15 protein-coding genes are annotated in these 22,653 nt (G+C 38.0%); 6 read left to right on the top strand and 9 right to left on the bottom strand.

The window, feature by feature from the left end; all coding sequences use genetic code 11:
* The first annotated feature begins 173 nt into the window (after positions 1 to 173).
* From CA265_04075 to CA265_04050, 6 genes are all read left to right on the top strand, one after another.
* Positions 174 to 1,715, top strand: coding sequence for a decarboxylase (locus CA265_04075; GenBank protein ID ARS38899.1), 1,542 nt, complete (start codon positions 174 to 176; stop codon positions 1,713 to 1,715).
* Positions 1,660 to 4,119, top strand: a complete 2,460-nt coding sequence (locus CA265_04070; GenBank protein ID ARS42880.1) for an IucA/IucC family protein — start codon at positions 1,660 to 1,662, stop codon at positions 4,117 to 4,119. Before CA265_04075 ends, CA265_04070 begins: the two co-directional genes overlap by 56 nt.
* Positions 4,120 to 5,460 (top strand): alcaligin biosynthesis protein, encoded by a 1,341-nt coding sequence (locus tag CA265_04065; GenBank protein ARS38898.1) that lies wholly within the window; start codon positions 4,120 to 4,122, stop codon positions 5,458 to 5,460. It begins immediately after the preceding gene.
* 117 nt (positions 5,461 to 5,577) lie between these two features.
* Entirely contained in the window at positions 5,578 to 7,389 is a 1,812-nt protein-coding gene (locus tag CA265_04060; GenBank protein ARS38897.1) for an IucA/IucC family protein, read from the top strand.
* A gap of 349 nt (positions 7,390 to 7,738) precedes the next feature.
* Positions 7,739 to 8,365, top strand: coding sequence for a peptidase M23 (locus CA265_04055; GenBank protein ARS38896.1), 627 nt, complete (start codon positions 7,739 to 7,741; stop codon positions 8,363 to 8,365).
* A gap of 185 nt (positions 8,366 to 8,550) precedes the next feature.
* A complete protein-coding gene (locus tag CA265_04050) occupies positions 8,551 to 9,423 on the top strand; it encodes a nucleoside-diphosphate sugar epimerase (protein ARS38895.1) in 873 nt (290 codons plus the stop codon).
* 66 nt (positions 9,424 to 9,489) lie between these two features.
* On the opposite strand, the gene CA265_04045 is transcribed toward CA265_04050, so the two are convergent.
* From CA265_04045 to CA265_04005, 9 genes are all read right to left on the bottom strand, one after another.
* Positions 9,490 to 9,882 (bottom strand): hypothetical protein, encoded by a 393-nt coding sequence (locus tag CA265_04045; GenBank protein ARS38894.1) that lies wholly within the window; start codon positions 9,880 to 9,882, stop codon positions 9,490 to 9,492.
* 134 nt (positions 9,883 to 10,016) lie between these two features.
* Positions 10,017 to 10,334, bottom strand: a complete 318-nt coding sequence (locus CA265_04040) for a hypothetical protein (protein ID ARS38893.1) — start codon at positions 10,332 to 10,334, stop codon at positions 10,017 to 10,019.
* A gap of 36 nt (positions 10,335 to 10,370) precedes the next feature.
* Positions 10,371 to 11,879: a hypothetical protein gene (locus CA265_04035; protein ID ARS38892.1), complete on the bottom strand. Its 1,509-nt coding sequence runs from the start codon at positions 11,877 to 11,879 to the stop codon at positions 10,371 to 10,373.
* 30 nt (positions 11,880 to 11,909) lie between these two features.
* A complete protein-coding gene (locus CA265_04030; protein ARS38891.1) occupies positions 11,910 to 13,109 on the bottom strand; it encodes an alpha-galactosidase in 1,200 nt (399 codons plus the stop codon).
* An 87-nt stretch (positions 13,110 to 13,196) separates the two neighbouring features.
* The gene (locus CA265_04025; GenBank protein ARS38890.1) at positions 13,197 to 16,361 is read right to left on the bottom strand and encodes a glycoside hydrolase family 2; all 3,165 of its coding nucleotides are present in this window, start codon (positions 16,359 to 16,361) and stop codon (positions 13,197 to 13,199) included.
* Between the two features lie 275 nt (positions 16,362 to 16,636).
* Positions 16,637 to 17,929, bottom strand: a complete 1,293-nt coding sequence (locus CA265_04020; GenBank protein ID ARS38889.1) for a hypothetical protein — start codon at positions 17,927 to 17,929, stop codon at positions 16,637 to 16,639.
* Positions 17,929 to 20,130, bottom strand: coding sequence for an ABC transporter ATP-binding protein (locus tag CA265_04015; protein ARS38888.1), 2,202 nt, complete (start codon positions 20,128 to 20,130; stop codon positions 17,929 to 17,931). The genes CA265_04020 and CA265_04015 overlap by 1 nt, the downstream gene beginning before the upstream one ends.
* 11 nt (positions 20,131 to 20,141) lie before the next feature.
* Positions 20,142 to 21,086, bottom strand: coding sequence for a hypothetical protein (locus tag CA265_04010; GenBank protein ID ARS38887.1), 945 nt, complete (start codon positions 21,084 to 21,086; stop codon positions 20,142 to 20,144).
* 4 nt (positions 21,087 to 21,090) lie between these two features.
* Positions 21,091 to 22,650 (bottom strand): hypothetical protein, encoded by a 1,560-nt coding sequence (locus CA265_04005; protein ARS38886.1) that lies wholly within the window; start codon positions 22,648 to 22,650, stop codon positions 21,091 to 21,093.
* Positions 22,651 to 22,653 lie beyond the last annotated feature (3 nt).

The following is a 22,653-nucleotide window of genomic DNA, read 5'->3' as shown; positions in this document are numbered from 1 at the left end:
TATTATTTTTAATCAATCTAAATAAAAATATACCTTAGCGGTCGGAATTATCGATAAAAAAACTGCTCAAGCTAATCTCTCAATAACCAGATTTATTAATAAAAAATATCGGCTTAAAAGGCCCGGTATTTTATAGCCTTTAAACCTTAATCTTTTGAAAAATTGAAAAACTAATGTTTACATCAGACCTCGAAAAACATGAATTAATTGATTTCCTTACGGAAAGTCCGACCAAGGAAATCTTCCACCACGAAAATGAAGCAGAGTACCTCCATGCGGTAGGAAAAGTTACCCAGGCGGTAAAAAAATTCCTCAACAACAACCAACAACCTTTTAGTGGTGTATCGCCCTCGAAATTAAGACCGCTGTTTGATTCAATTGAATTTGAAAAAACGCACGATAATTACGATGCCTTGCTTAAAGAAGTGGAACAGCTTTACACCAGCCATGCGGTGGCCTTCCACCACCCTGCTTATATTGCCCATTTAAACTGCCCGATTGTGATTCCGGCGGTAGCTGCTGAGGTGATGATTTCGGCCATCAATTCATCAATTGATACCTGGGATCAAAGTGCAGGCGGTACATTAATTGAGCAAAAACTAATCGAATGGACCTGCGACCAGATTGGTTACAGCAAAAAGTCCGACGGTATTTTTACCAGCGGTGGCACGCAGAGCAATTTAATGGGACTTTTACTGGCCCGCGATCATTATTCCATTACGGCACTAAACCACAACATTAAAGTAGAAGGCTTACCTCAGGAAGCTTCCCGTTTCAGGATCTTTGTTTCTGAAAAAGCGCATTTCAGTATTCAGAAAAATGCTTCCCTTTTGGGTTTGGGTGAAAAATCGGTGATCAAGATTAAAACTGATCGCAGCTTTAGGATGAATACCGTTTTACTAGAAGACGCCATTAAGCGGGAAATTGCACAGGGCAACATCCCTATTGCCATTGTCGGCACTGCAGGTACTACCGATTTCGGCAATGTTGATCCGCTGAAAGAACTGGCTTCTATCAGCAAAAAATACCATACATGGTTCCACATCGATGCAGCTTATGGTTGTGGTTTACTGCTAACAGATAAATACCGGAGTTTGTTGAATGGCATCGAACTGGCCCATTCGGTTACGGTTGATTACCATAAATCTTTCTTCCAGCCGGTAAGCAGCAGTGGTTTCCTGGTCCGTGATAAAAACTTCTTCAACCTGATTACCCACCACGCTGATTATTTAAATCCTAAAGATCATGACGAGGATGGTTTACCCAATCAGGTGAACAAATCGATTCAAACGACGCGACGTTTTGATGCGTTAAAACTCTGGTTTACCCTTAGGATGATGGGCAGGAACAAATTGGGCGGTTATTTTGATACCATTATCGAAACCGCAGCCAAAATTGCCGATCTGTTACATGCTGATAGTGATTTCGAGCTGATGAACGAATCAGACATCAGTGCATTGGTATTCCGCTACCGTCCTAAAAACGTACAGTTAGATGTCTGCGCCATGAACCAGTACATCAAAAAAGCAATGTTTAATCAAGGAAAAGCTTTAGTTGCGGGCACCAAGATTAACCAGCAATTCTACCTCAAATTTACCCTACTTAACCCGCTTACTACCATCAGCGATATTGAAAACATTATTAAAATCATTAAAAAACATGGAAACGAATACGTTAGACTCAATCAGGCTTCAGCAGATTTCAGAAGAAACTAATTTTAATGCACTCCTAAACAGTTACTGCAGAGAATTTAATAACTGGAACCGTTATTTAGGCATACCTAAGTACGATGAGCCTTTAGCAAACTATTTGGTTACCAAACCTGACCGCTTGCATATCCGCTTCGATTTTACGGCTATTGGCTTCGAAGTATATGCACCTTTAAAATTTTATGCCGATAGTGGCAGGCACGTATTTAATTTCCCGATAATCGAACGTAATGTTGCTACAGATGTCATTAGTCCGATCAGCATTTACAGGTTTATGGAATTGGCCATACAGTTTAGTGTTGAAGCGTTTCCAAATGTTGATGCCGGTCTGGTGAAACAACGTTTAGCGAATAGTGTAGAAAATCTTGAAGCATTTTTATCATTCTTTAAACAGAATGGCAGGCCGGCAAATTTCGCCAAAATGAATTTTATTGAGGCAGAGCAATCACTATTTTTAGGCCACAATGCACATCCGCTTCCCAAAGGGAGATCGGGTTTTAACAATAAAGAAGAACTTTTTAAATATTCGCCAGAAACCCAGGGTCGTTTCCAGCTGGCCTATTTCCTGATCGCAGCAGAAAATATTGTGGAGAAAAATGCCGAAGGTTTCGACATCACCGATCTTTTCAGAATCGAATTATTAGATGGCAATAATGTTGAAATCATTAATTTACTCGATCAACACCCCAATTATAAAGTGGTACCCATGCACCCGTGGGAAGCCGGATACCTGCTTAACCTGCCTAAGGTAAAAGCGATGCAGGAAGAAAAGCTGCTGTTCTATCTCGGACATTTTGGAGAATTCTACACGCCAACATCTTCGGTAAGAACAGTTTATAATGCATCGAGCGATTGGATGCTTAAATTTTCATTGCATGTAAAAATAACCAACTCACAGCGCGTTAACCTGGTTCGGGAGCTTCACCGTGGTTATGATGTGAGTAAATTATTAAAAACAGCATATGGCAAAGCAGCCAAAGCTGAGTACCCGGAAATTGAATTTATCACCGATCCTGCATTTATCACCGTAAATTATAAAGGTGAAACCATCGATGGTTTTAACATCAGTATCAGGCATAATCCTTTTAAAGGAGAAGGAACCGAAAAAAATGTAACCTTATTAGCGGCGCTTTGCCAGGATGCCCTATTAGGCCAAAAGCCAAGAATGGTAAAACTGATTGAAGAAGCAGCGATCAGCAAAAACAAACCGGTTGCACATACCGCAATAAACTGGTTTAAACAATATCTACACCTTTGCGTAGCACCGATTGTGGGCCTTTATAACAATTATGGGATGGCTTTTGAGTTTCACCAGCAAAATGTGATGGTAGAACTGGATAAAGATTATTATCCAGCCAAACTTTATTTCAGGGATAATCAGGGCTTTTTCTTTAGCGACGCCAAAGCCGAAGCACTGGAAAAGGCATATCCGGGAATTGCGGCAGAAAGTGGCTCTATTGTACCGAACGAATACATCATTCCTAAACTCACCTATTATCTGCTCATCAACAATATTTTAGGTGTGGTAAATGCCATTGCCAGCAACAATTTAGCAGATGAGAAAACCTTGATTGATCTCGTTTATCTGGAATTTAAACAATTTGAAAACAGTGACACCACCGGTTTGGTAGATTATATCATCAACCGCCGCAGCTGGGAGGTAAAAGGCAACCTCTTAACCAACCTCTGTAATATCGATGAGGCCAGTGCCCCTATCGATAATCCAGCCATCTATCGTGATTTCCCGAATCCATTATCTAAATATTTCTTCTCCGAAAACCTGATCAAACCACGAACCAAAGAGGTGCTTTACAGCAGGTTTTTCCCAAAAGAAAATGTAACCATCAACATCCGTCCGTTTAATATCGAACGCGACCTGGAAATGGTTCACGATTGGTTTAATCAGGAACATGCCAAACCAATCTGGAAGATGGATGGACCAATCAGAGGTCTGGAGTTATTCTACAGGACTTTATTGCCAAACGATTCATCACACAGTTTTATAGGTGAAATAAATGGTGAACCCACCTTTACCATAGAGCCCTACTGGCCTATGCGAGATGGTGTAGGTGCCTGCTACGAGGCTTTAACTACCGATTATGGTGCACATTTGCTGATTGCGCCAACAGATAAGGACAAAAAATTCAGCTTCGAAACCGGTCAGGCTTTAATGGATTTCATTTTTGAACAACCCGAAGTAGGTAAATGCATTGGTGAAGCCGCTGTTGAAAGTCGCGCGATGCACATTTTTGTAACCCGACTGGGTTTTAAATTAGAAAAAGTGATCCAAATGCCTTATAAAATGGCCAACCTTACCTTCTGTTACCGTGATTGGTACTGGGAAAAATTCCCTGACGCAAAAGCCTATGCTATGGCTAAATCATCAGAATTTGAAACGGAGGAAATTTAAATGCAGAATCAAAAAATATACGACATTGTAGGGATTGGCATAGGCCCGTTCAATCTGGGTTTAGCGGCGCTATGTGCGCCCATCAGCAGCCTATCCACCTTATTTTTAGATCAGTCGAGCGAATTTAACTGGCACCCCGGTATGATGCTGAGTGATGCGACTTTACAGGTTCCATTTATGGCCGACTTGGTTACCATGGCCGATCCAACCAGCTCATACAGTTTTTTAAACTACCTTAAACAGACAGATCGCCTTTATAAATTCTATATCAGAGAAGATTTTTTTGTGCTACGTAAAGAGTATAATGCTTATTGTAAATGGGCGATCAATCATCTGCAAAACTGCCTGTTTGGGCAGAAAGTAACCAGTATAAATTATATCGATAACATTTATCAGGTAGAAAAAGTTGATCAGGTAACCGGTGCCAGAGAAATCATTTTGACTAAAAAAATAGTGCTTGGTACAGGAACCGCACCTAAAGTGCCTGGTTTTATCAATCCGGCTGAGCATCAAAATGCGATACATTCTTCAGCATACTTAAAATTTAAATCAACGCTGTTGAAGCAAAAAACCGCAACGATTATTGGCTCTGGTCAAAGCGCTGCCGAAATTTTCTACGATCTTTTGCCCGAAACTGAAAATGGCCTTAAACTGAAATGGTTTACGCGGCCAGACCGCTTTTTCCCGATGGAGTATTCGAAACTGACACTTGAACTTACTTCGCCTGAATATGTAGATCATTTTTATAATTTGAATGATGCAAAACGCAAACAGTTATTAGCGAAACAGAACTCATTATTTAAGGGAATAAACTTTGATCTCATTAACCAGATTTTCGATAAACTTTACGAGCTGAGTGTTGATGGCGAAAAAATCAATGCCGAACTGATGCCCAACTGCCAGTTGAATAATTTAACGGTAAACACCGATGGTAAATACCAGCTTGAACTTTACCACACCGAAAGTGAAAAGGATTTTGCGGTGGATACTGACTTTGTGGTACTGGCAACTGGTTACAAGTACAATGAGCCGGGTTTCTTATCAGGAATAAACGATCGCATCACACGCAATGCTGATGGGCTTTTCCAGGTACACCGCAACTATGCTATTGATGTGAATGGAAACGAAATCTTTGTTCAAAACGCTGAATTGCATACGCACGGTTTTGTAACGCCTGATCTGGGTATGGGTGCTTATCGCAATGCCTCCATTATCAATGCCATTTTAGGTTTCGAAATCTACCATGTTGAAAAACGGATTGCCTTTCAGCAGTTTAGCGTAGCCGATGAAATACAGGTAGATGAATTGTCTACTGCTGAGCTTCAGTTATCAGAAGATTAAGTTAATACGTTGGTCGGGATTTGTAATCCCGACCGTTGAGAAACGGATTTGAAATCCGGAGTACGAGAAGTCCGGATTACAAATCCGGACTAACCCAAAATTTAAAAAACAAATACCATGAACTACAACAACTTCAATCACATTAAACCCTTAAATAAAGAAGTTTGGGATAAAGTAAATCTAAACTATATTGCTAAGTCGATCGTGGAACTGATGCACGAAAAATTAGCAGAACCAACACTGATCAATACTAATGAACAAGGTATTTCCGATTTTCGACTGGCTACCGATACTGAGGACATTTACTATACCTTTTCAGGTCAGCAGCGCGCTTTAGATTACCTGCACATTGACAAACAAAGCATCAAAAAATTTGTAAATGGCGAAAGTGTAACCGTAAACAATGCACCTGCTTTTTATACCGAACTACAGCAAACCTTTGGGATTAAACCATTTACTTTGGCTCATTTTGTAGAAGAAACCTTAAATACGTTATATGCCGATGCTTATATTCATGAAAAAGGCAGGTTAAGTGCTGATGAGCTGGCTAATTCGGATTACCAGACCATCGAACACCAAATGGATGGGCATCCCTGGGCTACCATCAACAAAGGACGCATAGGTTTTAACCATAGCGATCAGGGCAGATATGCTCCTGAAGCCGCTCAAAGAACGCAACTGGCCTGGTTAGCGGTACATAAAACAAGAGCAGAATTTAAAAGTATCGAAAGCATTTCTCCGTTTTCTTTTTATAATGAAGAACTCAGTTTAAAGCAGGTTCACGATTTTAATCAGGTACTCATCCAACAGCAATTACAGCCTGAAGATTATTTCTTTATCCCCGTGCACGAATGGCAGTGGAACAATAAAATCGTATTACAACTGGCACATGACATTGCCCATAATTTAATCGTACCAGTTGGCTTAGGCACTGACGAATACATGTGCCAAAACAGCATACGTACCTTTTTTAATGTGAGCGAACCCAAAAAACATTATGTAAAAACGGCAATCTCGATTTTAAACACCTCCATTTTCAGGGGACTTTCACCTAAAAAACTCGCTATTGCACCAAAGGTAACCCAGTGGGCAAAAGACATGCTCCAGGGTGACGAGTATTTAAAAAAGACCCGCGTAGTGCTTTTGGGTGAAGTGGCTACAGTGGCCTATACCCATCCACAATACAGTGAAATACCGGGCGCTCCTTATCAATATCAGGAGTTTTTAGGGGCCATCTGGCGTGAAAGTGCCGAGAATTACCTCTTAGAGGGCGAAAATATCATGACCATGGCCAGCCTGCTTTATGTAGATGACAATGGTAAAAGCATGGTAGAGGCCCTGATCGAAAAATCAGGATTGGATGCAGAAACCTGGTTAAATGCCTATTTATCGGCTTATTTAAAACCTGTATTAAGGATTTTTTACAAACATGCGTTTTTCTTTAGTCCACATGGCGAAAACACGATTTTGGTAATGAAAAACGGCGTACCCGAGCGCATTATCATTAAAGATTTTGTAGAAGAAATTGTATTAACAGAAGAATCGAAAGCAAAATTACCGAATGATCTGGTCGATGTTTTAAGGGAGATTAATGATGAGTTGGCACCTTTATTTATCCTTTCAGGAATATTTGATGCTGTTTTCAGATACCTGAGCAATATTTTTCACAGTTATGTTGGATTGGATGAAAAGCAATTCTGGCGCCAGGTGGCAGATGTAATTTTAGAATTTCAACAGGAAAACCCAGAGCTTACGCCTAAATTCGAAAAATTTGATCTTTTTGTACCTGAATTTATCAGGGTTTGTATCAATAGAGTGCGATTATTAACACACGGTTACAGCGAAAGCACTGATGTTCCGGTTCCTGAATTGATTGGTACATTGGTTAACCCCGCAGCAGAAGCTTTGAAAGAAGATTTGATGGTGTAGTTTTAAAATAATATCAGGTAAGAATCGTCAATTCGAGCGGAGTGCAACGCAGTCGTGAATCACGAAGTGCTCAGCGTAGCTAAGTCTAAAGGATAGGTCTCTCCATTTCACTTCGCTCCAGTCGAGATGACGATCTTTCTGTGAGGTGATATCGTCATCGTTCCCGAGCAATGACGAATAATGTGCAGTCAGATGGTAACATCTGACACCACGAAAAAAATAAATCGTCGTTTGCAGTCAGAGTTGTCAACTTTCCGGCGAAAGCCTATAAAAGTTGACAACTCTTTTTAAACTATAAAAATAGTTTATATCGATAAAATCATTATCTTGCTTTACAAATTCTTAAAGCATGAGAGCACTATTATTGATTTTTTTAACAACATTTTTATTCGAAACACCTACGATTGAAAAAGACCGCGACCGCTGGAAACCTTATTATACGGATACCGCCCCTGCAAAAACAGCCGATAACTGGTTTCTCCCCTTTGATGTAGCCAACCGTAAAAAAATAAATAACATCAAAATCATCAGCATTTTTGGCGATCATCGGGATAGTTATGTTAAAGGCCATATCCATACAGCTATTGATATTAACCCTGCGCAACCCAAAGCGAAACTGGTTAATGTTTACGCCATGGCCAACGGAATAGTCTGCTCTGTGCATTTGGGCGAAAACCAACGCACAGTCGTGGTAAAACATAAACTGCCCAACGGATTAATCATGTTTACCAGCTACAAACACCTGAAAGAAGTTTATGTAAGTAACGGTCAAAATGTTGATCAGAATACCAAACTGGCCAGGTTATTTACACCGCAGGAAAGTAAAAAATACGGCGGCGATTATCACCATCTTCATTTAGAAATCAGGAAAAAATTTGATGATTATGGCTGCGCAAGCTGGTTAACTTTTAATAATACACAACTAAATGAACGGTTTTATAACCCTCAAAATTTTATTAGAGAACACATTAAATAAGATAAGTTAATCGCAGAGAAGTCAAGTTTAAATAGGCACCCTCCTACTAAACTTGACTTCTCTTTTGAATAAGGAAAGTTTAGGTTGGTTCGCGCTGGGGGATAGCATCAAAATTAAAAAAATTGAAACCAAGTTTCTTTGTTTCTTGTTAGATAAGCAAACGCTCGTAAATAAATTATTTTATTATGTACGTTATCTTAGGCGCGTCTGGTCAGGTTGGATCAGCAATTGTAGATCATTTATTGGCTAAAAAATTACCCGTTAAAGCCGTCATCCATAATCCCGAAAAAGCTTCAGCAATTAAAGCAAAAGGAGCTGAAGTGGCCATTGCCGATGCCATGGATTTAAATTCTTTAATTGAAGCTTTTAAAGGCGGCGACACACTTTTCGTATTAACCCCTGAAACAGGAAAGAATAAAGATGTGCTCGGCGAAACCAAAACGATCCTGGAGAATTACAATAAAGCCATCAGTCAATCTTCAATTAAAAAAGTGGTAGGCTTATCCTCCATTGGAGCACAATATCCTAAAGGCACAGGCAATTTATTAATGTCGTACATGCTGGAGCACGCTTTTAAAGATTTGGCTATTCCACAGATTTTTGTCAGGCCAGCTTATTATTACAGCAATTGGCTGGCTCAACTCCCTGCAATTAAAAAGACTGGAGAGCTGCCTACCTTTTATCCAACCAACCTATCCCTACCTATGATCTCTCCGATGGATGTAGCTGCATTTGTAGCTGAGGTTTTAGAAAAGGACAATGAGTCTAAAGTTTATGAAATCGTTGGGCCACAAAAGCTAAGTTCAGCAGATGTAGCTGAAGCATTTTCTACGGCGCTGGGACAAGAAGTAAAGGCAAAACAGATTCCGCGTGAAGATTGGGATGAAACTTTACAAAAAATAGGTTTTTCGCCAGATGCGAGGAAAAATTTTATTGAAATGACGCAGACCGTGATTAATGGCGATACTGATCCTGAAAACGAAGGGACAACTGTTGTGAAATTAAAAAAGCGCATTTCCGAATATTTCGAAAACGCGCTACGAGACAATAAAAAATAAAATCAGTTGGTGATATTCTCGTTTCGGTTGTTGAGACATCAACCGATTGTATCTCAATAAGGTTAATTAATAAGTAAATTTAGGTTTCCCATTTTCGCAGGTTACGCCCTTAGGCTGTATGACCAAAGCACAATCAGAAAATACACCATATTTTTTATTGTAATCGGCTTGTAGTTTGGTAAATTGTTCTACCTTTTTCAGAAAGGTACTTTCATCTATTTTTACAGAGTAAGCCATGTAACCAGCTGCGCCACCACAAGCTTTAGATCCAATCGCGGTAAATTTCCACTCACCTGCATTTTCACAGGTAAACTGCTGCGCGGTTTTCTCAATGTCTTTATAAAGCGTTTCTAATTCTGCCTGATCGACATTTTGCATAGGTTCTTCGCGATCTGTACAAGCCCATATCAAACTCATGATCAGTACAATTGAAGATAAAATAAATAGCGTCCGTTTCATTGTTGTTTATTTTAACCTAAAACGGGAATCAAAATAAAAACGCTACATCCGCTAAGACCTATGAGGCTTAAAAACAAAGACTTCCGAAGTTTAACTATGAAATGAGCACAGAAATTTCGGAAGTCTGTCAATAATTAAAACTTAATCTTTAACGTACACTTCTCCCTGTTTCCATCATTGATCAATCCATCAGGCAGGGTAATTCTTAAGCCTTTAGCGTTCTGTTTCCATTTGATGATAAACGCTTCATCTTCCATGATCAACTCTTTCACTTTTAAAATGGCGGTTGATAGCGATTTAATAATCAGTTCTCCGTGATTAAATTCTAAAAGCTCGATATTGAGTTCATCTGCTTCGCCAGAATAAAAAATAATCGGATTAACCTCATAAATATGAAGTTGATTACCACTTTGCTCGCTTGTGTTTAAAGCAATTTTTCTACTTACTGCCATTATTATTTGATTTGAGTTAATTTAAAATGGTTACGGCTAGTTTACCGGAGGAAAATTATAAGGTTTCCAGGCACGAAGGCCGCTTAATTCTTTCTGTGTTTCTTCACTTATGCCAACTCCCCAGGTATTAAAAAATGGAGCTAAATTTCTTTTCACCACATTAGAATACGTTTTAACCCACAAATCGCGTTTTTGCTGATCATTTAACCTGCCAATACTTGGTCCGATTTTTTGGTACTCTTTAAAAAAGGCTTTAAAGCTTTCCCATCCAAAACCTTCCTGCATTTGGCGGAACATGATCAAACCTAAAAATGCATCGCTTTTCCATTTTTCATAACTTGCACCTTCAGCAAAATATTTTTTCATCATCTTTTGTGTATTTGCACTCGATACGCCAGTATGCGAATCGTCTCTTCCGCCCATTAACCTGTCGAACATATAAATCGAAAAGAAGTTATTGCTCACTTCGGTCGTGCCACCAAAAACCCAGTTCAGGTTTTGCATGTTATGGCCAATTTCGTGGAAGAAGCCCCAGTTTGCACCTCCCTTACTTGGTTTCATCAATAACTCCGGGTTGGCCATAATTTCGTTTGAAAGCATTTTTCTCGATGGTGAATGATGAATCATGATCGGATAACCGCTGTGCATGTATCCTCCACCAATATGCTCGTCTGGCACCATCCGTTGAGCCCTGTAAAATGGCGCTGGCATATTGGCCAGGTCAAGTTCTCCAAGTACCACCAAATCCCATAGTTTTAATACCTCTTCAGGATTTTTAATGGTTTGCAAAACACTATCTGGCAAAGTTAGAATCACATTTTCAGTGGCCATTTCGCCCCAGGGCGCTTTATTATTCTTTAATTGGTTCTCCCAATCGCTTTGCGTGCTTTTTCCCAATACAAAAAGAGGAGCTGCTACGGCGTGACTAATTTTGAAGTCAATTTTTCTACTTTCGGCCTTAGGTTTAACATTAATATAAATCAGTCCACCAAAAGGCGAGGCCAATCTGTTTTTTCCAATTACCAATTGCTGTTTTTTGGTGATAATTGGCATTCTGCGCCAATCTTCTTTACCAGCTACCCAATAGTTTAAACGATCGCTATGTGCACCAATCTGCACTTCTAAATCATTTACATTGGCATTTTTAGGCACATCGATTTCGACATATTCGCCTGCTTTTGCATATAAACCCGTACTGTACATGGTCGCATTATCATAACCAGAGTAGCCCAGGGTTGACACGATAGACACTAAACTATCGGCCATTTTTTTATGCTCAATGCTTACGGTTTTGTTTACGAACTGAAAGCCCGCTTTTACTGCGCCTGGAAAAACCTCAGCAGATGGTTGTGCTTTGATATTCTTATAATCGGTACTTTTTAAGGTTTCATCGCTCCATTTGGCAATGGCTTTTCTAAAAGCAGTGTCGTTTTTAGAAAGGGTGTGCTGTGGTGTAATGACGATTGTTGCCGGATCTTTAGCAGCATCTTGAGCAAAGGCGCTTAAGCCAGTTGCGACTAATGCAAGGGATAATAGTGATTTCATTTTGTGTTTGGTTTGTTGTTATTTAAGGTGTTAAACTTTCTTTAAGCGGAAAACCTTGGTTTCGTGAGCAGTTACCTCACCATTCCATTTATTATTTTTGCCAATTACTTTATGCTGCCATAAATCTTTGATTTCGTATTTATCAGTCAGGCCTAATTCGGCAAAATTTATCTTTGCATTTTGAGCAGCTGTCGATTTATTTAAAACCGCTATGGCGAAATCGCCATTGGCTAAAGGGCGAACAAAAACATCCCAGATCTCCGTTTTGATTTTTCTTTCGGCCTGTTTACCCAAAGCATCCTGGTTTAAAGCAATTACTTCTTCATTTGTAAAAATGGTTTTTGCTTCATTATCCATTTTACGGATATCGCAACTGGCATATAAAGGTGAATTAAGCATACTGTACAAACTCATCTGGCTCTGGTATTCAGCCTGGGTACAGCCTTTGCCATTAAAAGCCGATGAAGGGCCTTTTGTTCCATGTAAACCTGCCACCAGCATATCCCCATCGTTCCATCTGCCCGGACCTGAAAAGCTGGCCAATCCTGCGGTTTTATCAACAACATTATAAATACCTACCCCACCTTTACCTTCAACATCATTCCATTTATCTCTGATATCGTAAGTGGTGCGCCAGCTCTGTCCGCCAACCTGTGCACCCCAGTTCCAGGGTTCGCGTGGGCCCCATTCGCAAATACCTAATACAATATCTCTACCCGATTTGCGTAAGGCCTGTGCTATTTTGCCATAACGGGTTTTGGCCGTTTCCACATCTTCTGGTGCGTTGCAATAGTCGTATTTTAAATAATCTATCCCCCAAGAGGCAAAAGTTTTAGCATCCTGATCTTCGAAGTTTAAACTTGCGGTATAACCACCACAGGTTAAAGGGGCAGCATCAGAATAAATGCCCAGTTTCATTCCTTTGCTGTGCAGGTAATCGGCCAGGGCTTTTATACCTGAGGGAAATTTCTTTGGATCGGCAATGATTTTGTTTTTATTATCGCGGCCACCCTGCCAGCAATCGTCTAAAAAAATATACTGATAACCTGCTTTCACCATTCCACTGGTAACCATGGCATCGGCCATTTCTTTAATATCTTTCTCGTTCGGATTTTCTGACATGATGTTCCAGCTCATCCAGCCCATTGGTGGTGTAACCGCTAATTTTGGTTGCTGAGCAAGAGCGGTGAAACCAATTAATAGCATCGGAAACGTTAGTTTCAATTTCATAAATATTAGTCTTTTTGAATGGTATGGTCTATCAAAAACGTAAAACGGATGATCTTAGTTCCATCATCCGTTTTACATTATCCATTACTATTTAATCGGTTTGATATAATAACTGTACTGGTAATCTTTAAACGGGATCTGATACTGAATTAATGGCATAGAGCCCCAGCTATCAATCCCCTGAACACCTAATTGTTGCATATCCATGTGCACATAAATCTGGTTGCGTTTTACCAGTTCGCCAGAGTGATATTGTTTTTTCTCGGCCTCTGGATCTAAATCTTCTACCGAATATGGCAATGCATTAAAATTCAGCAACTGATCGGCAAATTCGAAACGTAAGCCTTTACCAGCTTTATTGGTAAAAGTTACCCAGCGTACGTCGGTTTTATTACCACTTTCTTGTGGGCGTGCATAAGGAAAATACTGATCAGAAACCGTTGATTTATAAGTACCAATTAATGAAGCCGTTTTTCTATCTACATAATTTTCGCCCGGACCGCGACCATACCATTGGATATTGCTGTAATCGTTTTTCAGTTGTAAATCGTTACCGATACGCATTAAACTTTTGTAGTTGCCTGTCACTGCTTTAAATTGATTATTTACTTTTACAGTTCCATCAGCGGATACATTAAATTCTTGTGTGGTTTCTGCATCGCCTTTAAGTAAAGATGATTTAACAGTTAGGATAAAGCCATCAGCGGTTGAATTTATAGTTGATTTAATATTACTTGTATTGTTATCCTGATATACATTACGCCACATGCGTAGTTTTGTGTTTAAACCTGCACCGATGTCATTATCAGTTGGCGCACGGTAAAATCCAGGTTGTGGACCAGAAGCCAGTAATTCTTGTCCTTTAGAAACATAACTTGCTAACGTCCCTTTAATTAAATCGAAAGTGATGGTAAAATCGCTTCCCTTAACCACCGCTTTTTCTGCTGTCTGCTCAACCTTCAAAGCTTTCTTGTTGCTGTTATAAACATTGGCTTTTGGCGTACCTGCTAATGCAATCTGCTCGTAAGCAACTTCATAACCTTTTTCTAAAAATGGCTCAGCTGTTTTTAAGCGGTAATGAACGTTTAAGAAATATTCTTTTCCAGCAGCATAATTCGTTTTAAATGGCAGGCTTAACATCTGTGTTTGGCGTGCGCCAACATTCAGGTTACTGACTACCCCATTCTCGATCACTTTCCCATCTTCAACCAATTCCCAGTTTAATTGTACATTGCTGATATCTTTAAAGAAATAACTATTGTTTACATTAATCTGGTTGTTGCCGTTAAAAGTAGTTTTAATATATTGATGTACTTTTTTCAATTCCACAGCCATTGGCGTCATGCCACGGTAGGCCGTAACAACACCCTTTACACAAAAATCGTTATCGCTAAAGTTTTCGTCAACGGGGCCGCTTAGCGGGAAATCACCTCCATAAGCCATAATGCGTTTGCCGTTTTTAACGGTATCGATTGCCTGATCTATCCATTCCCAAACAAAACCACCCTGTAGTTTAGGGTTGTTCTCAATGGCATCCCAATATTCTTTAAAATTACCCAAACTGTTACCCATAATGTGGGCATATTCGCTCATAATAAACGGACGGGTTTCTTTATCCTGTTTTGAATAACGTGGCAGATAATTTGGCGAAGGATATTGCGGAACAATCATATCGGTATTGAAGTCGCTCTCTGCCCTTTCGTACTGTACCGGACGGAAATCTTTTCCTTTAAGCCATTGGTAAGCTTCGTAAAAGTTAACACCATTACCCGCTTCGTTACCTAAGGACCAGGTAATGACCGATGCGTGGTTTTTATCACGCTCGTACATTCTGGTAATGCGCTCAAGATGAGGAATACGCCATTGTTTATCGTTAGCAAAAGTCGTTTCCAAACTGTAATAACGGCCATGTGATTCGATATTGGCCTCGTCGATGACGTATAAACCGTATTCATCGCAAAGCTCCATCCAATAAGGATCGGGTGGATAGTGAGAATGACGAACAGCATTTACATTCAGTTTCTTCATCATTTCCATATCTTTCTCCATATCGGCATGGGTTAAAGTATGGCCTTGTGTGGCATTATGTTCGTGCCTGTTTACACCTTTTAAAAACACACGTTTACCATTAACCAATAAATCGCTGCCTTTAATTTCTACCGAACGGAAGCCCACGCGTTGTGGAATTACCTCGATTATTTTATTGTTTTTATCTTTTAAAGTGATGTAAAGTGTATATAAATAAGGGATTTCTGCTGACCAGTTTTTCACATTACTGATCTGTGTTTTAAAAGAAAGATCCGTTTTATAATTGCCTAATACTTTTTGAATAGTAGTCGCATCTTTCCAGACATTATTTCCTTTAGCATCAACTAAATCAAGCGCTACATAAAAACTATCCGGGCGACTGTGGTTAGTACGCTGATCGATTTTATAATTTTCTACCGCTAAATCTACATTTAACAATCCGTTGGTATAGGTAGCATCCAAATTTCCAATAACTTTGAAATCGCGGATATCTAATTTTGGTGTTGAATATAAATAAACCTCACGCTCTATTCCCGATATGCGCCACATGTCCTGGCATTCTAAATAGGTTCCATCGCTCCATCTGTACACTTGCAGTGCGATGGTATTTTCTCCAGGTTTAACATATTTGGTAATATCGAATTCTGCAGCCAGTTTACTATCTTCACTATACCCCACTTTTTTTCCGTTTACCCAGATATAAAAAGCAGATTTTACAGCACCTAAGCTGATAAACACCTGTCTACCGCTCCAATTAGCCGGAATATTGATTTTCTTCCGGTACGAACCTACCGGGTTATTATCTGCAGGAATATCGAATGGTGGGTTCATTCTGGCTCCGGTTAACTGACGGCCAGCAAATTCGTAAGGTTGATTTACATAAATTGGGGTACCATAACCATTAGTTTCCCAATTGGCAGGTACTTTAAAATTATCCCAGCCTTTATCATCAAAATCTAATTTGTAGAAATCCGTAGGTCTTTTACGTGGATCTTTTACCCAGTTAAACTTCCAGGTACCATTTAATGATAAAAAATATTCTGATTTTTCTTTAGCTCTTTTAGTTGCCAAATCTTGATTTTCGAAAGCAAAAGCCGATGCCCGCATAGGCAAGCGGTTTACTGAAACCACTTCGGGGGTTTGCAGTTCGGAAGGCAGATCTTGTGCACTGATTTGCCCCGCAATAAATAATGATGTAAATAAAATGGTTAATTTTCTCTTCATTCTGTGTGTATAATTTATTTTATTGATCCAAATTACTGATGATTAACTGATAATGATAAAAATGTTTTAGCGCAAACGTTTGAGTTTTAAATATGTTACCGAAAATTTAGCGATAGATTGAACCGGAATAATAAATAAACACTTGCTTTATATAGAGCCTAAAATATAAAAACCCCTTTGCCGCCTCCGGCGGCAAGGGGCTCACTAACTAAACTAACTACTATCTTTGAAATTCTAATTTGCATATGCTAAATGATGGCTACCATTCATTGCCTTTAATTATTAAAAATCTTAATAATATTTCTTAAAAATCGTTTAAGCAAAGAGCTTTCTTCTGTCACTATTTCAACATCTGCTTGCATCCCATTCTTTAGTGAAATTTTATATTCAGCCTCTTTATTCTCTATTCTTTCAAAATCTATCTTAGCTAAGAATACACTATCCTTTATGGCAACGTCAGAAATGTAGCTCACTTTTGCCCTGATTAACCCATATTGTTCGAAAGGAAAACTCCTCATTTTAACCAATGCTCTTTGTCCAACTTTAACTTTCCCCATATTAAATTGAGGAATGTAGACTTCTCCAAAAAAATCAGCACTTAATGGGTTGATGATAAAAATCTCTTGATTTACATTTACGGTTTGATTTTCCTGTAATATTCCGGCATAACTAAGTTTCCCATTTATAGGTGCTTTAACGATAAATTTATTAACCCAGGCTTCTGTTTCGCTCAATATAATACCCAAGGATTGCAAGAACTTTAATCTTTCATCCTGTATGATATGCTCAAGCTCTAAAATCTCTTTTCTTTTATTTGCATTGAGGCTTTTGTTATTTAATATAGACGCTTCAGATTGTTGAAGCGGATATTTACTGGCGAGATATTTGTTTTCCTGTTGTTTATATTCATTATTAGAGATAACACCTTTTTGAAATAACTTTTTATAGGCAAAAAACTCTTCTTCGGTATTGGCAAACTCTTTTTCCTGGATTTTTCTTTGCACTAAGATCTGAGATTTCATTTTATCGATTTCTATTAAATCTTTTTCTAAATACCTTTTCTTATTCGAATAATAACCGCCATTTTGAGCAGATATATATTTTAAGTATTGCTCGTAAAAAACCTGGTAAGCCGCCTGAAGCTCACCCAAATTCAATTGGTCAAAATTTACTTCCTGAATACTTTTTTTTGCAATAAGCTCATCATTTAAAAGGTGAAGCTGCCTATTAAATTTTAAAACATCATTATGGGCTGCAACACTCTCAATAAAAGCAAGAGGTTCACCTTTGTTAACATAAGCTCCTTCCTTGACTAACAATTCTGTAATTTTCCCGCCTTCCTTTGTATAAATGGCCTTCGGGGCATTTAATGAATTAACTTTCAGATTTGCTTTTACAATATCGGGGTACTGAACTATTGAAGAAACCGCGATAACGAGGACCAGGATGATAAATACCAGTGAGATCCCCCTTCTCAATATCCAAGAGGGAACTGCAGTAATGATATCATTAATTTCTTCACTATTTATTTCATAGTGTGAAGGTTCCACATTTTTCACCTCTTCCATTACACGCCAATTTCTAATTGATTTTTTACTAATTCAAAGTATTCTCCACTCGCATTAACCAACTCCCGATGCGTACCTTTTTCTATGATCCGGCCTTTATCTAATACGATTATATGGTCGGCATTTTTAACGGTACTTAAACGGTGCGCCACCACTACAACTGTACGGCCTTTGAAAAAAGTTTCTAAATTTTTCATAATTACCTTTTCGTTGTTAGCATCTAACGCATTGGTTGCTTCATCAAAGAAAATATACATCGGATCTTTATAAACTGCCCTGGCAATTAACAATCGCTGTCTTTGTCCTTGGCTGATCCCATTACCCGCAGCACCTATTTTAGTTTCTACCCCTAGTGGTAGTGTATCAATAAAATCGCCAATGTTTGCTACATCGATGGCATGTTGTAACTTAGACCTGTCGGGGTACTCATCTCCTACAGCAATATTTCTGGCAATGGTATCTGAAAAAATAAAGCCATCCTGCATCACTATCCCACACTGGCTTCTCCAATATTTATATCCAATTTGGCTAAGCGAGGTATTTCCAATTTTAATATCGCCCTTTTCAACATCATAAAACCTGAGTAATAGTTTTAAAATTGTAGTCTTACCACTACCACTCATGCCTACAATAGCTGTTGTTTTTCCTTCTGGAATTATTAAATCAATATCATTCAGTACAGGGTCGTTACCAGCTCCCGGATAGGTAAAACTTAATTTTTGTATGTTAATTGTTTTTTGGATGGGCAATTCATAAATAAATTTTTTATCTATTGGTTCTTCATCTTTAAGCTCATGAATTTCATTTAATCTTTCTAAGCTTATTTTAGCATCTTGATAAGCCTGTAGAAAACCTAATATTTGTTCCACAGGAGAACTTAATTGTCCAACAACATACTGTACGGCCATCATTGCACCAAGTGTGAGGTTGCCATCTATAACAGATTTAACTACAGTGAATGTGATAATTATATTCTTGCCCTCGTTAATAAAGAAGGCACCAAATCTTTGATACTGCCCAAGGGCCAAACTTTTTACACTAAACTTAAACAGGCTTGCCTGAATCCGCTCCCACTCCCACCTTTTTTGCTGTTCGCAGTTGTTTAGTTTAATTTCTTGCATCCCGCTGATTAGCTGCACAATATTTCCCTGGTTCTCTGAAGAAATATCGAAACGTTTCATGTCTAACTCACGTCTTTTTTTAAGGAAGAACATTACCCACAAGCTATATAAGATACTACTAACCAAAAAAATCATAAAGATGTTTAAGTTGTAATAAGCTAAGACGAAAGCAAAAATGATTAGGTTAAAAGACGTAAAAATTGTATTGAGGGATGGGCCGGTTAGAAAACTCTGAATTCTACTTTGATCACTCATTCGCTGCATAATATCACCAGTCATTTTTGTTTCGAAAAAATGCATTGGTAATTTCATCAATTTGATCAGAAAATCGGTTAAAATGGAGATATTTAGCCTGGTAGTCATATGCAGGAGTATCCACGATCTAATGAAATCGACACTCATTCGACCTAGAAATAGCATTGTTTGTGCGATAAGCACTATATAAACAAAGTTTAAGTTCCTCGTATTGATGCCTACATCTACTACTGATTGGGTTAAAAAAGGCAAAATGAGTTGTAATAAACTTCCTACTAATAACCCAAGAAATAATTGTAAAATGAGTTTTTTGTATTTATACAAATAACCCAGCATGTAGCTGAAATTAAGCCCCTTATCTGGATCACCTCCCTGGTTAAAAAAAGAAGGTGTTGGAGATAGTAATAAGGAAACACCATCTATGTGGGACTGACCAGTACCATTAACCCAATATTTGATAAACTCTGATTCTTTATAATTAATTAAGCCTTTGGCGGGGTCTGCAATATGGTATATCTTTTTTCTTGGTGATTTAGTTGTTATTTGATGGAGTACAACAAAATGCTTTTGTTTCCAATGTAAGATTACAGGTAGTTCAACTTCGTTTAATTTTTCTAAACCTAATTTTGTTCCAAATGTTCTAAATCCGATTTTCTCAGCAGCCTCGCTTATTCCCAACAGTGATACGCCTTGTTTATTTATACCAGATATTTCCCGTAATCTTTGCAAACTATAATTACGCCCATAAAATTTGGCAATCATCCGTAAGCATGAAGGGCCGCAGTCCATTTGATCAAGTTGTTTAAAAAAGGGAAATTTTTTCACTTAGCTATTGGTTAATTAAAATGTGGTGTTACTTTAAAAAGACTATAATTAGACAAAAAGAAACTCAATAGTTCCCTTCCCTTATCGAGATTTAACCAGTAAGGTAACTTGGCATTTGCAATCTTCGAATGGTTAAACATCTCTTCTAAAACTTGTTGCTTCTCATTATAGGTTTTGTCCAGATTAATTTGAATTTCACTCAGCCTATTGAAATAACTTTCAAATTCAGTAATCCACATTGGGTGATCATATTGTGTTACTACCATCAGTAAATTAAAGCAAATAAGTCTATGCAACGCAATTTCTGCACTTGCGGAGCACTTACCCGACAAAAGGTGTTGGTAAAACGATCGGAAATTATCAATTGTGGCGTAAAATGCTGTCTCGAATATTTTTTCGAGTTTTGTTTGGCCAACTAAATGAGAGATTTTTAACATCACCCTGGTGATATCATTCAGCTTATCTATTGATAAACTCTTGCCATTTTTTATTTTTTTTAAATTTTCTGTCAGATACTTATTTAAGTGTCTGGCTAATAATTTTACACATTCGATATGAATAAATTGCCTGTAATAATGTGCACCTACATTTTTACTTTTACTTCTAATTAAATGATAAATTGTTAAGCCAAGTAACTCATCAATATCATAGCGTTTGTTACTCAGGTTAATTAAAGTTCTTTTATAACAGTTATCATCCAAATCTTCCAAAACATCATCGGTATTAATATCGAGAAAACCTTGCTGCATGCAATATTCTATCATCCATCCTATACCTGTCAGTCCGGTGTTAAATGTATAATCTGTTAAATCACCCATCTCTTCGCCCAGTTGGTCTAATAATTTTTCTGAATTCTCCTTCAGTCCTTCATCGCCAGAAATTCCGCCTAAAACAAATCCGCATAATATCTGGTTTGCCAGACCACTTTTTATACCAAGATCTAATCTTTTATCCATCTATTTATTTGGTTAATATGAAAAGTGTTGAATTATTTATCTGGTGGGTGTCCGTAGTGAGGCCTAATCCAGCTACGAATTCCTCATAGTGATGGGAGCCTTGGGATTTTTTAAGTAAAAAATCTTTTTTTATGAAGAGTAGGCTTTTAGGTTGATTTTTAACAAGTTCAAATTTGTTAAGGTTCATTGTTAATAAATCTTCATCCAGTATATCTATAAACGCCTTTGTGAAAATTAAATCTATTTTTTTAACAACAGATGATGTTGCCCACCTAAAATTTGCTGCATTAGCTTTTAGGATATTTAAATTATTGAGGAGGTCTTTTTCACTCAACAGGTATTGAATTGGCCAAAATATTATTTCAGTATAATGCGCATCATTAAGTTTTTGTCTTAGGCGTTCAAAATCTAGAAATTCATTATCATTACCACCTAAATCATTAACATTAAATGGGATACCCTTAAAGTCTTCTAAAATAATATGAATATTACATTCTAATTTTTTGTTAATGTATTGTTGTAATCCGAGTAAACAGTCTAAACTGCTTTTTTGATATTTATCAACAACCAGAACAATACAAGTTTGAGGTATCTGAATCCTTCCCTCATCCAATTCTGTCCTTATTTCTTCTATGGCATCTAAAATTTTATAACTACATACTTTTTCTGAGATGCTATTGAGTTTTTGGTCGTACCATGGCTTGAAATTAATGTATTTTGTTTTTTTAAAAATACTATCATCATAATGTTGATGGCCTGAATAATGAAAAACAGCTAATTTTTCCCATTTCTCTATAGGGCTATTTGGCCAGGAAAATTCCAATTCTGAATGGATATGAACCTTGCTTCCAAAATACCATAAATTCCACAGAACAGCCCACATATCTGCGCACCATGCCTGTATACCACGGTCTTCAGTCCGGTAGCTTTTCCGCTTCTGGTAATCAGAAAGCCATAACTGTTTGTTAAAACCATTCATTATATCGAACAAGGCTTCACAATCGGCCTCTACCTTTTCCCAAAATTGGTAAGTCAAATTTTTCAAAATATACTGCGCACCACCGCTATTTTCATCATTGGCAATTATTGTAGAAACAGGAATACCCACTATTGTGGCCATTTCTTCCAATAATTTTTCTGAACCTGATTTAATGATGTATGCACTATCTAAATAACTTCTGGTATCCGAAACATAACATACACCATTTTCGTATAACTTTCCTATTTGCGGCACCCTACTTAGCAAAACATCCGAATCATGATAAAATATAACTTCGTGTTGAAGAGAAACCATCTCTCCGAAATGTTTTTTTATAATGTGTGGCCTTATTGACGAGGTATATTTTCGTTTATCTCTTGTGTCTGTATAAATAAAGAAATTAGCGAGATGCTGATAGGATTGAATAAAATCGTCAAACTGCTTTTGTAAACCAACCTTAGGATCAACCCCTACCAAAACATGAATTGCTGATTTGGGAATACCTAATGAATTAAAATTTCGCAATTGTATTTCTAATTGCCAAATAAAATAAATAGAATCGGGTTGTGCTGAAAGATAGATCATAAT

This window comes from Sphingobacteriaceae bacterium GW460-11-11-14-LB5 (genome assembly GCA_002151545.1).
In the GTDB taxonomy this organism is placed as follows: domain Bacteria; phylum Bacteroidota; class Bacteroidia; order Sphingobacteriales; family Sphingobacteriaceae; genus Pedobacter.
This window is presented reverse-complemented; position numbering and strand designations above follow the sequence as displayed.

Excerpts from the sequence above, each read along its gene's own strand:
- CA265_04075 (ARS38899.1), top strand. The coding sequence starts at position 174 with ATGTTTACATCAGACCTCGAAAAACATGAATTAATTGATTTCCTTACG.
- CA265_04070 (ARS42880.1), top strand. The coding sequence starts at position 1,660 with ATGGAAACGAATACGTTAGACTCAATCAGGCTTCAGCAGATTTCAGAA.
- CA265_04065 (ARS38898.1), top strand. The coding sequence starts at position 4,120 with ATGCAGAATCAAAAAATATACGACATTGTAGGGATTGGCATAGGCCCG.
- CA265_04060 (ARS38897.1), top strand. The coding sequence starts at position 5,578 with ATGAACTACAACAACTTCAATCACATTAAACCCTTAAATAAAGAAGTT.
- CA265_04055 (ARS38896.1), top strand. The coding sequence starts at position 7,739 with ATGAGAGCACTATTATTGATTTTTTTAACAACATTTTTATTCGAAACA.
- CA265_04050 (ARS38895.1), top strand. The coding sequence starts at position 8,551 with ATGTACGTTATCTTAGGCGCGTCTGGTCAGGTTGGATCAGCAATTGTA.
- CA265_04045 (ARS38894.1), bottom strand. The coding sequence starts at position 9,882 with ATGAAACGGACGCTATTTATTTTATCTTCAATTGTACTGATCATGAGT.
- CA265_04040 (ARS38893.1), bottom strand. The coding sequence starts at position 10,334 with ATGGCAGTAAGTAGAAAAATTGCTTTAAACACAAGCGAGCAAAGTGGT.
- CA265_04035 (ARS38892.1), bottom strand. The coding sequence starts at position 11,879 with ATGAAATCACTATTATCCCTTGCATTAGTCGCAACTGGCTTAAGCGCC.
- CA265_04030 (ARS38891.1), bottom strand. The coding sequence starts at position 13,109 with ATGAAATTGAAACTAACGTTTCCGATGCTATTAATTGGTTTCACCGCT.
- CA265_04025 (ARS38890.1), bottom strand. The coding sequence starts at position 16,361 with ATGAAGAGAAAATTAACCATTTTATTTACATCATTATTTATTGCGGGG.
- CA265_04020 (ARS38889.1), bottom strand. The coding sequence starts at position 17,929 with ATGGAAGAGGTGAAAAATGTGGAACCTTCACACTATGAAATAAATAGT.
- CA265_04010 (ARS38887.1), bottom strand. The coding sequence starts at position 21,086 with ATGGATAAAAGATTAGATCTTGGTATAAAAAGTGGTCTGGCAAACCAG.
- CA265_04005 (ARS38886.1), bottom strand. The coding sequence starts at position 22,650 with ATGATCTATCTTTCAGCACAACCCGATTCTATTTATTTTATTTGGCAA.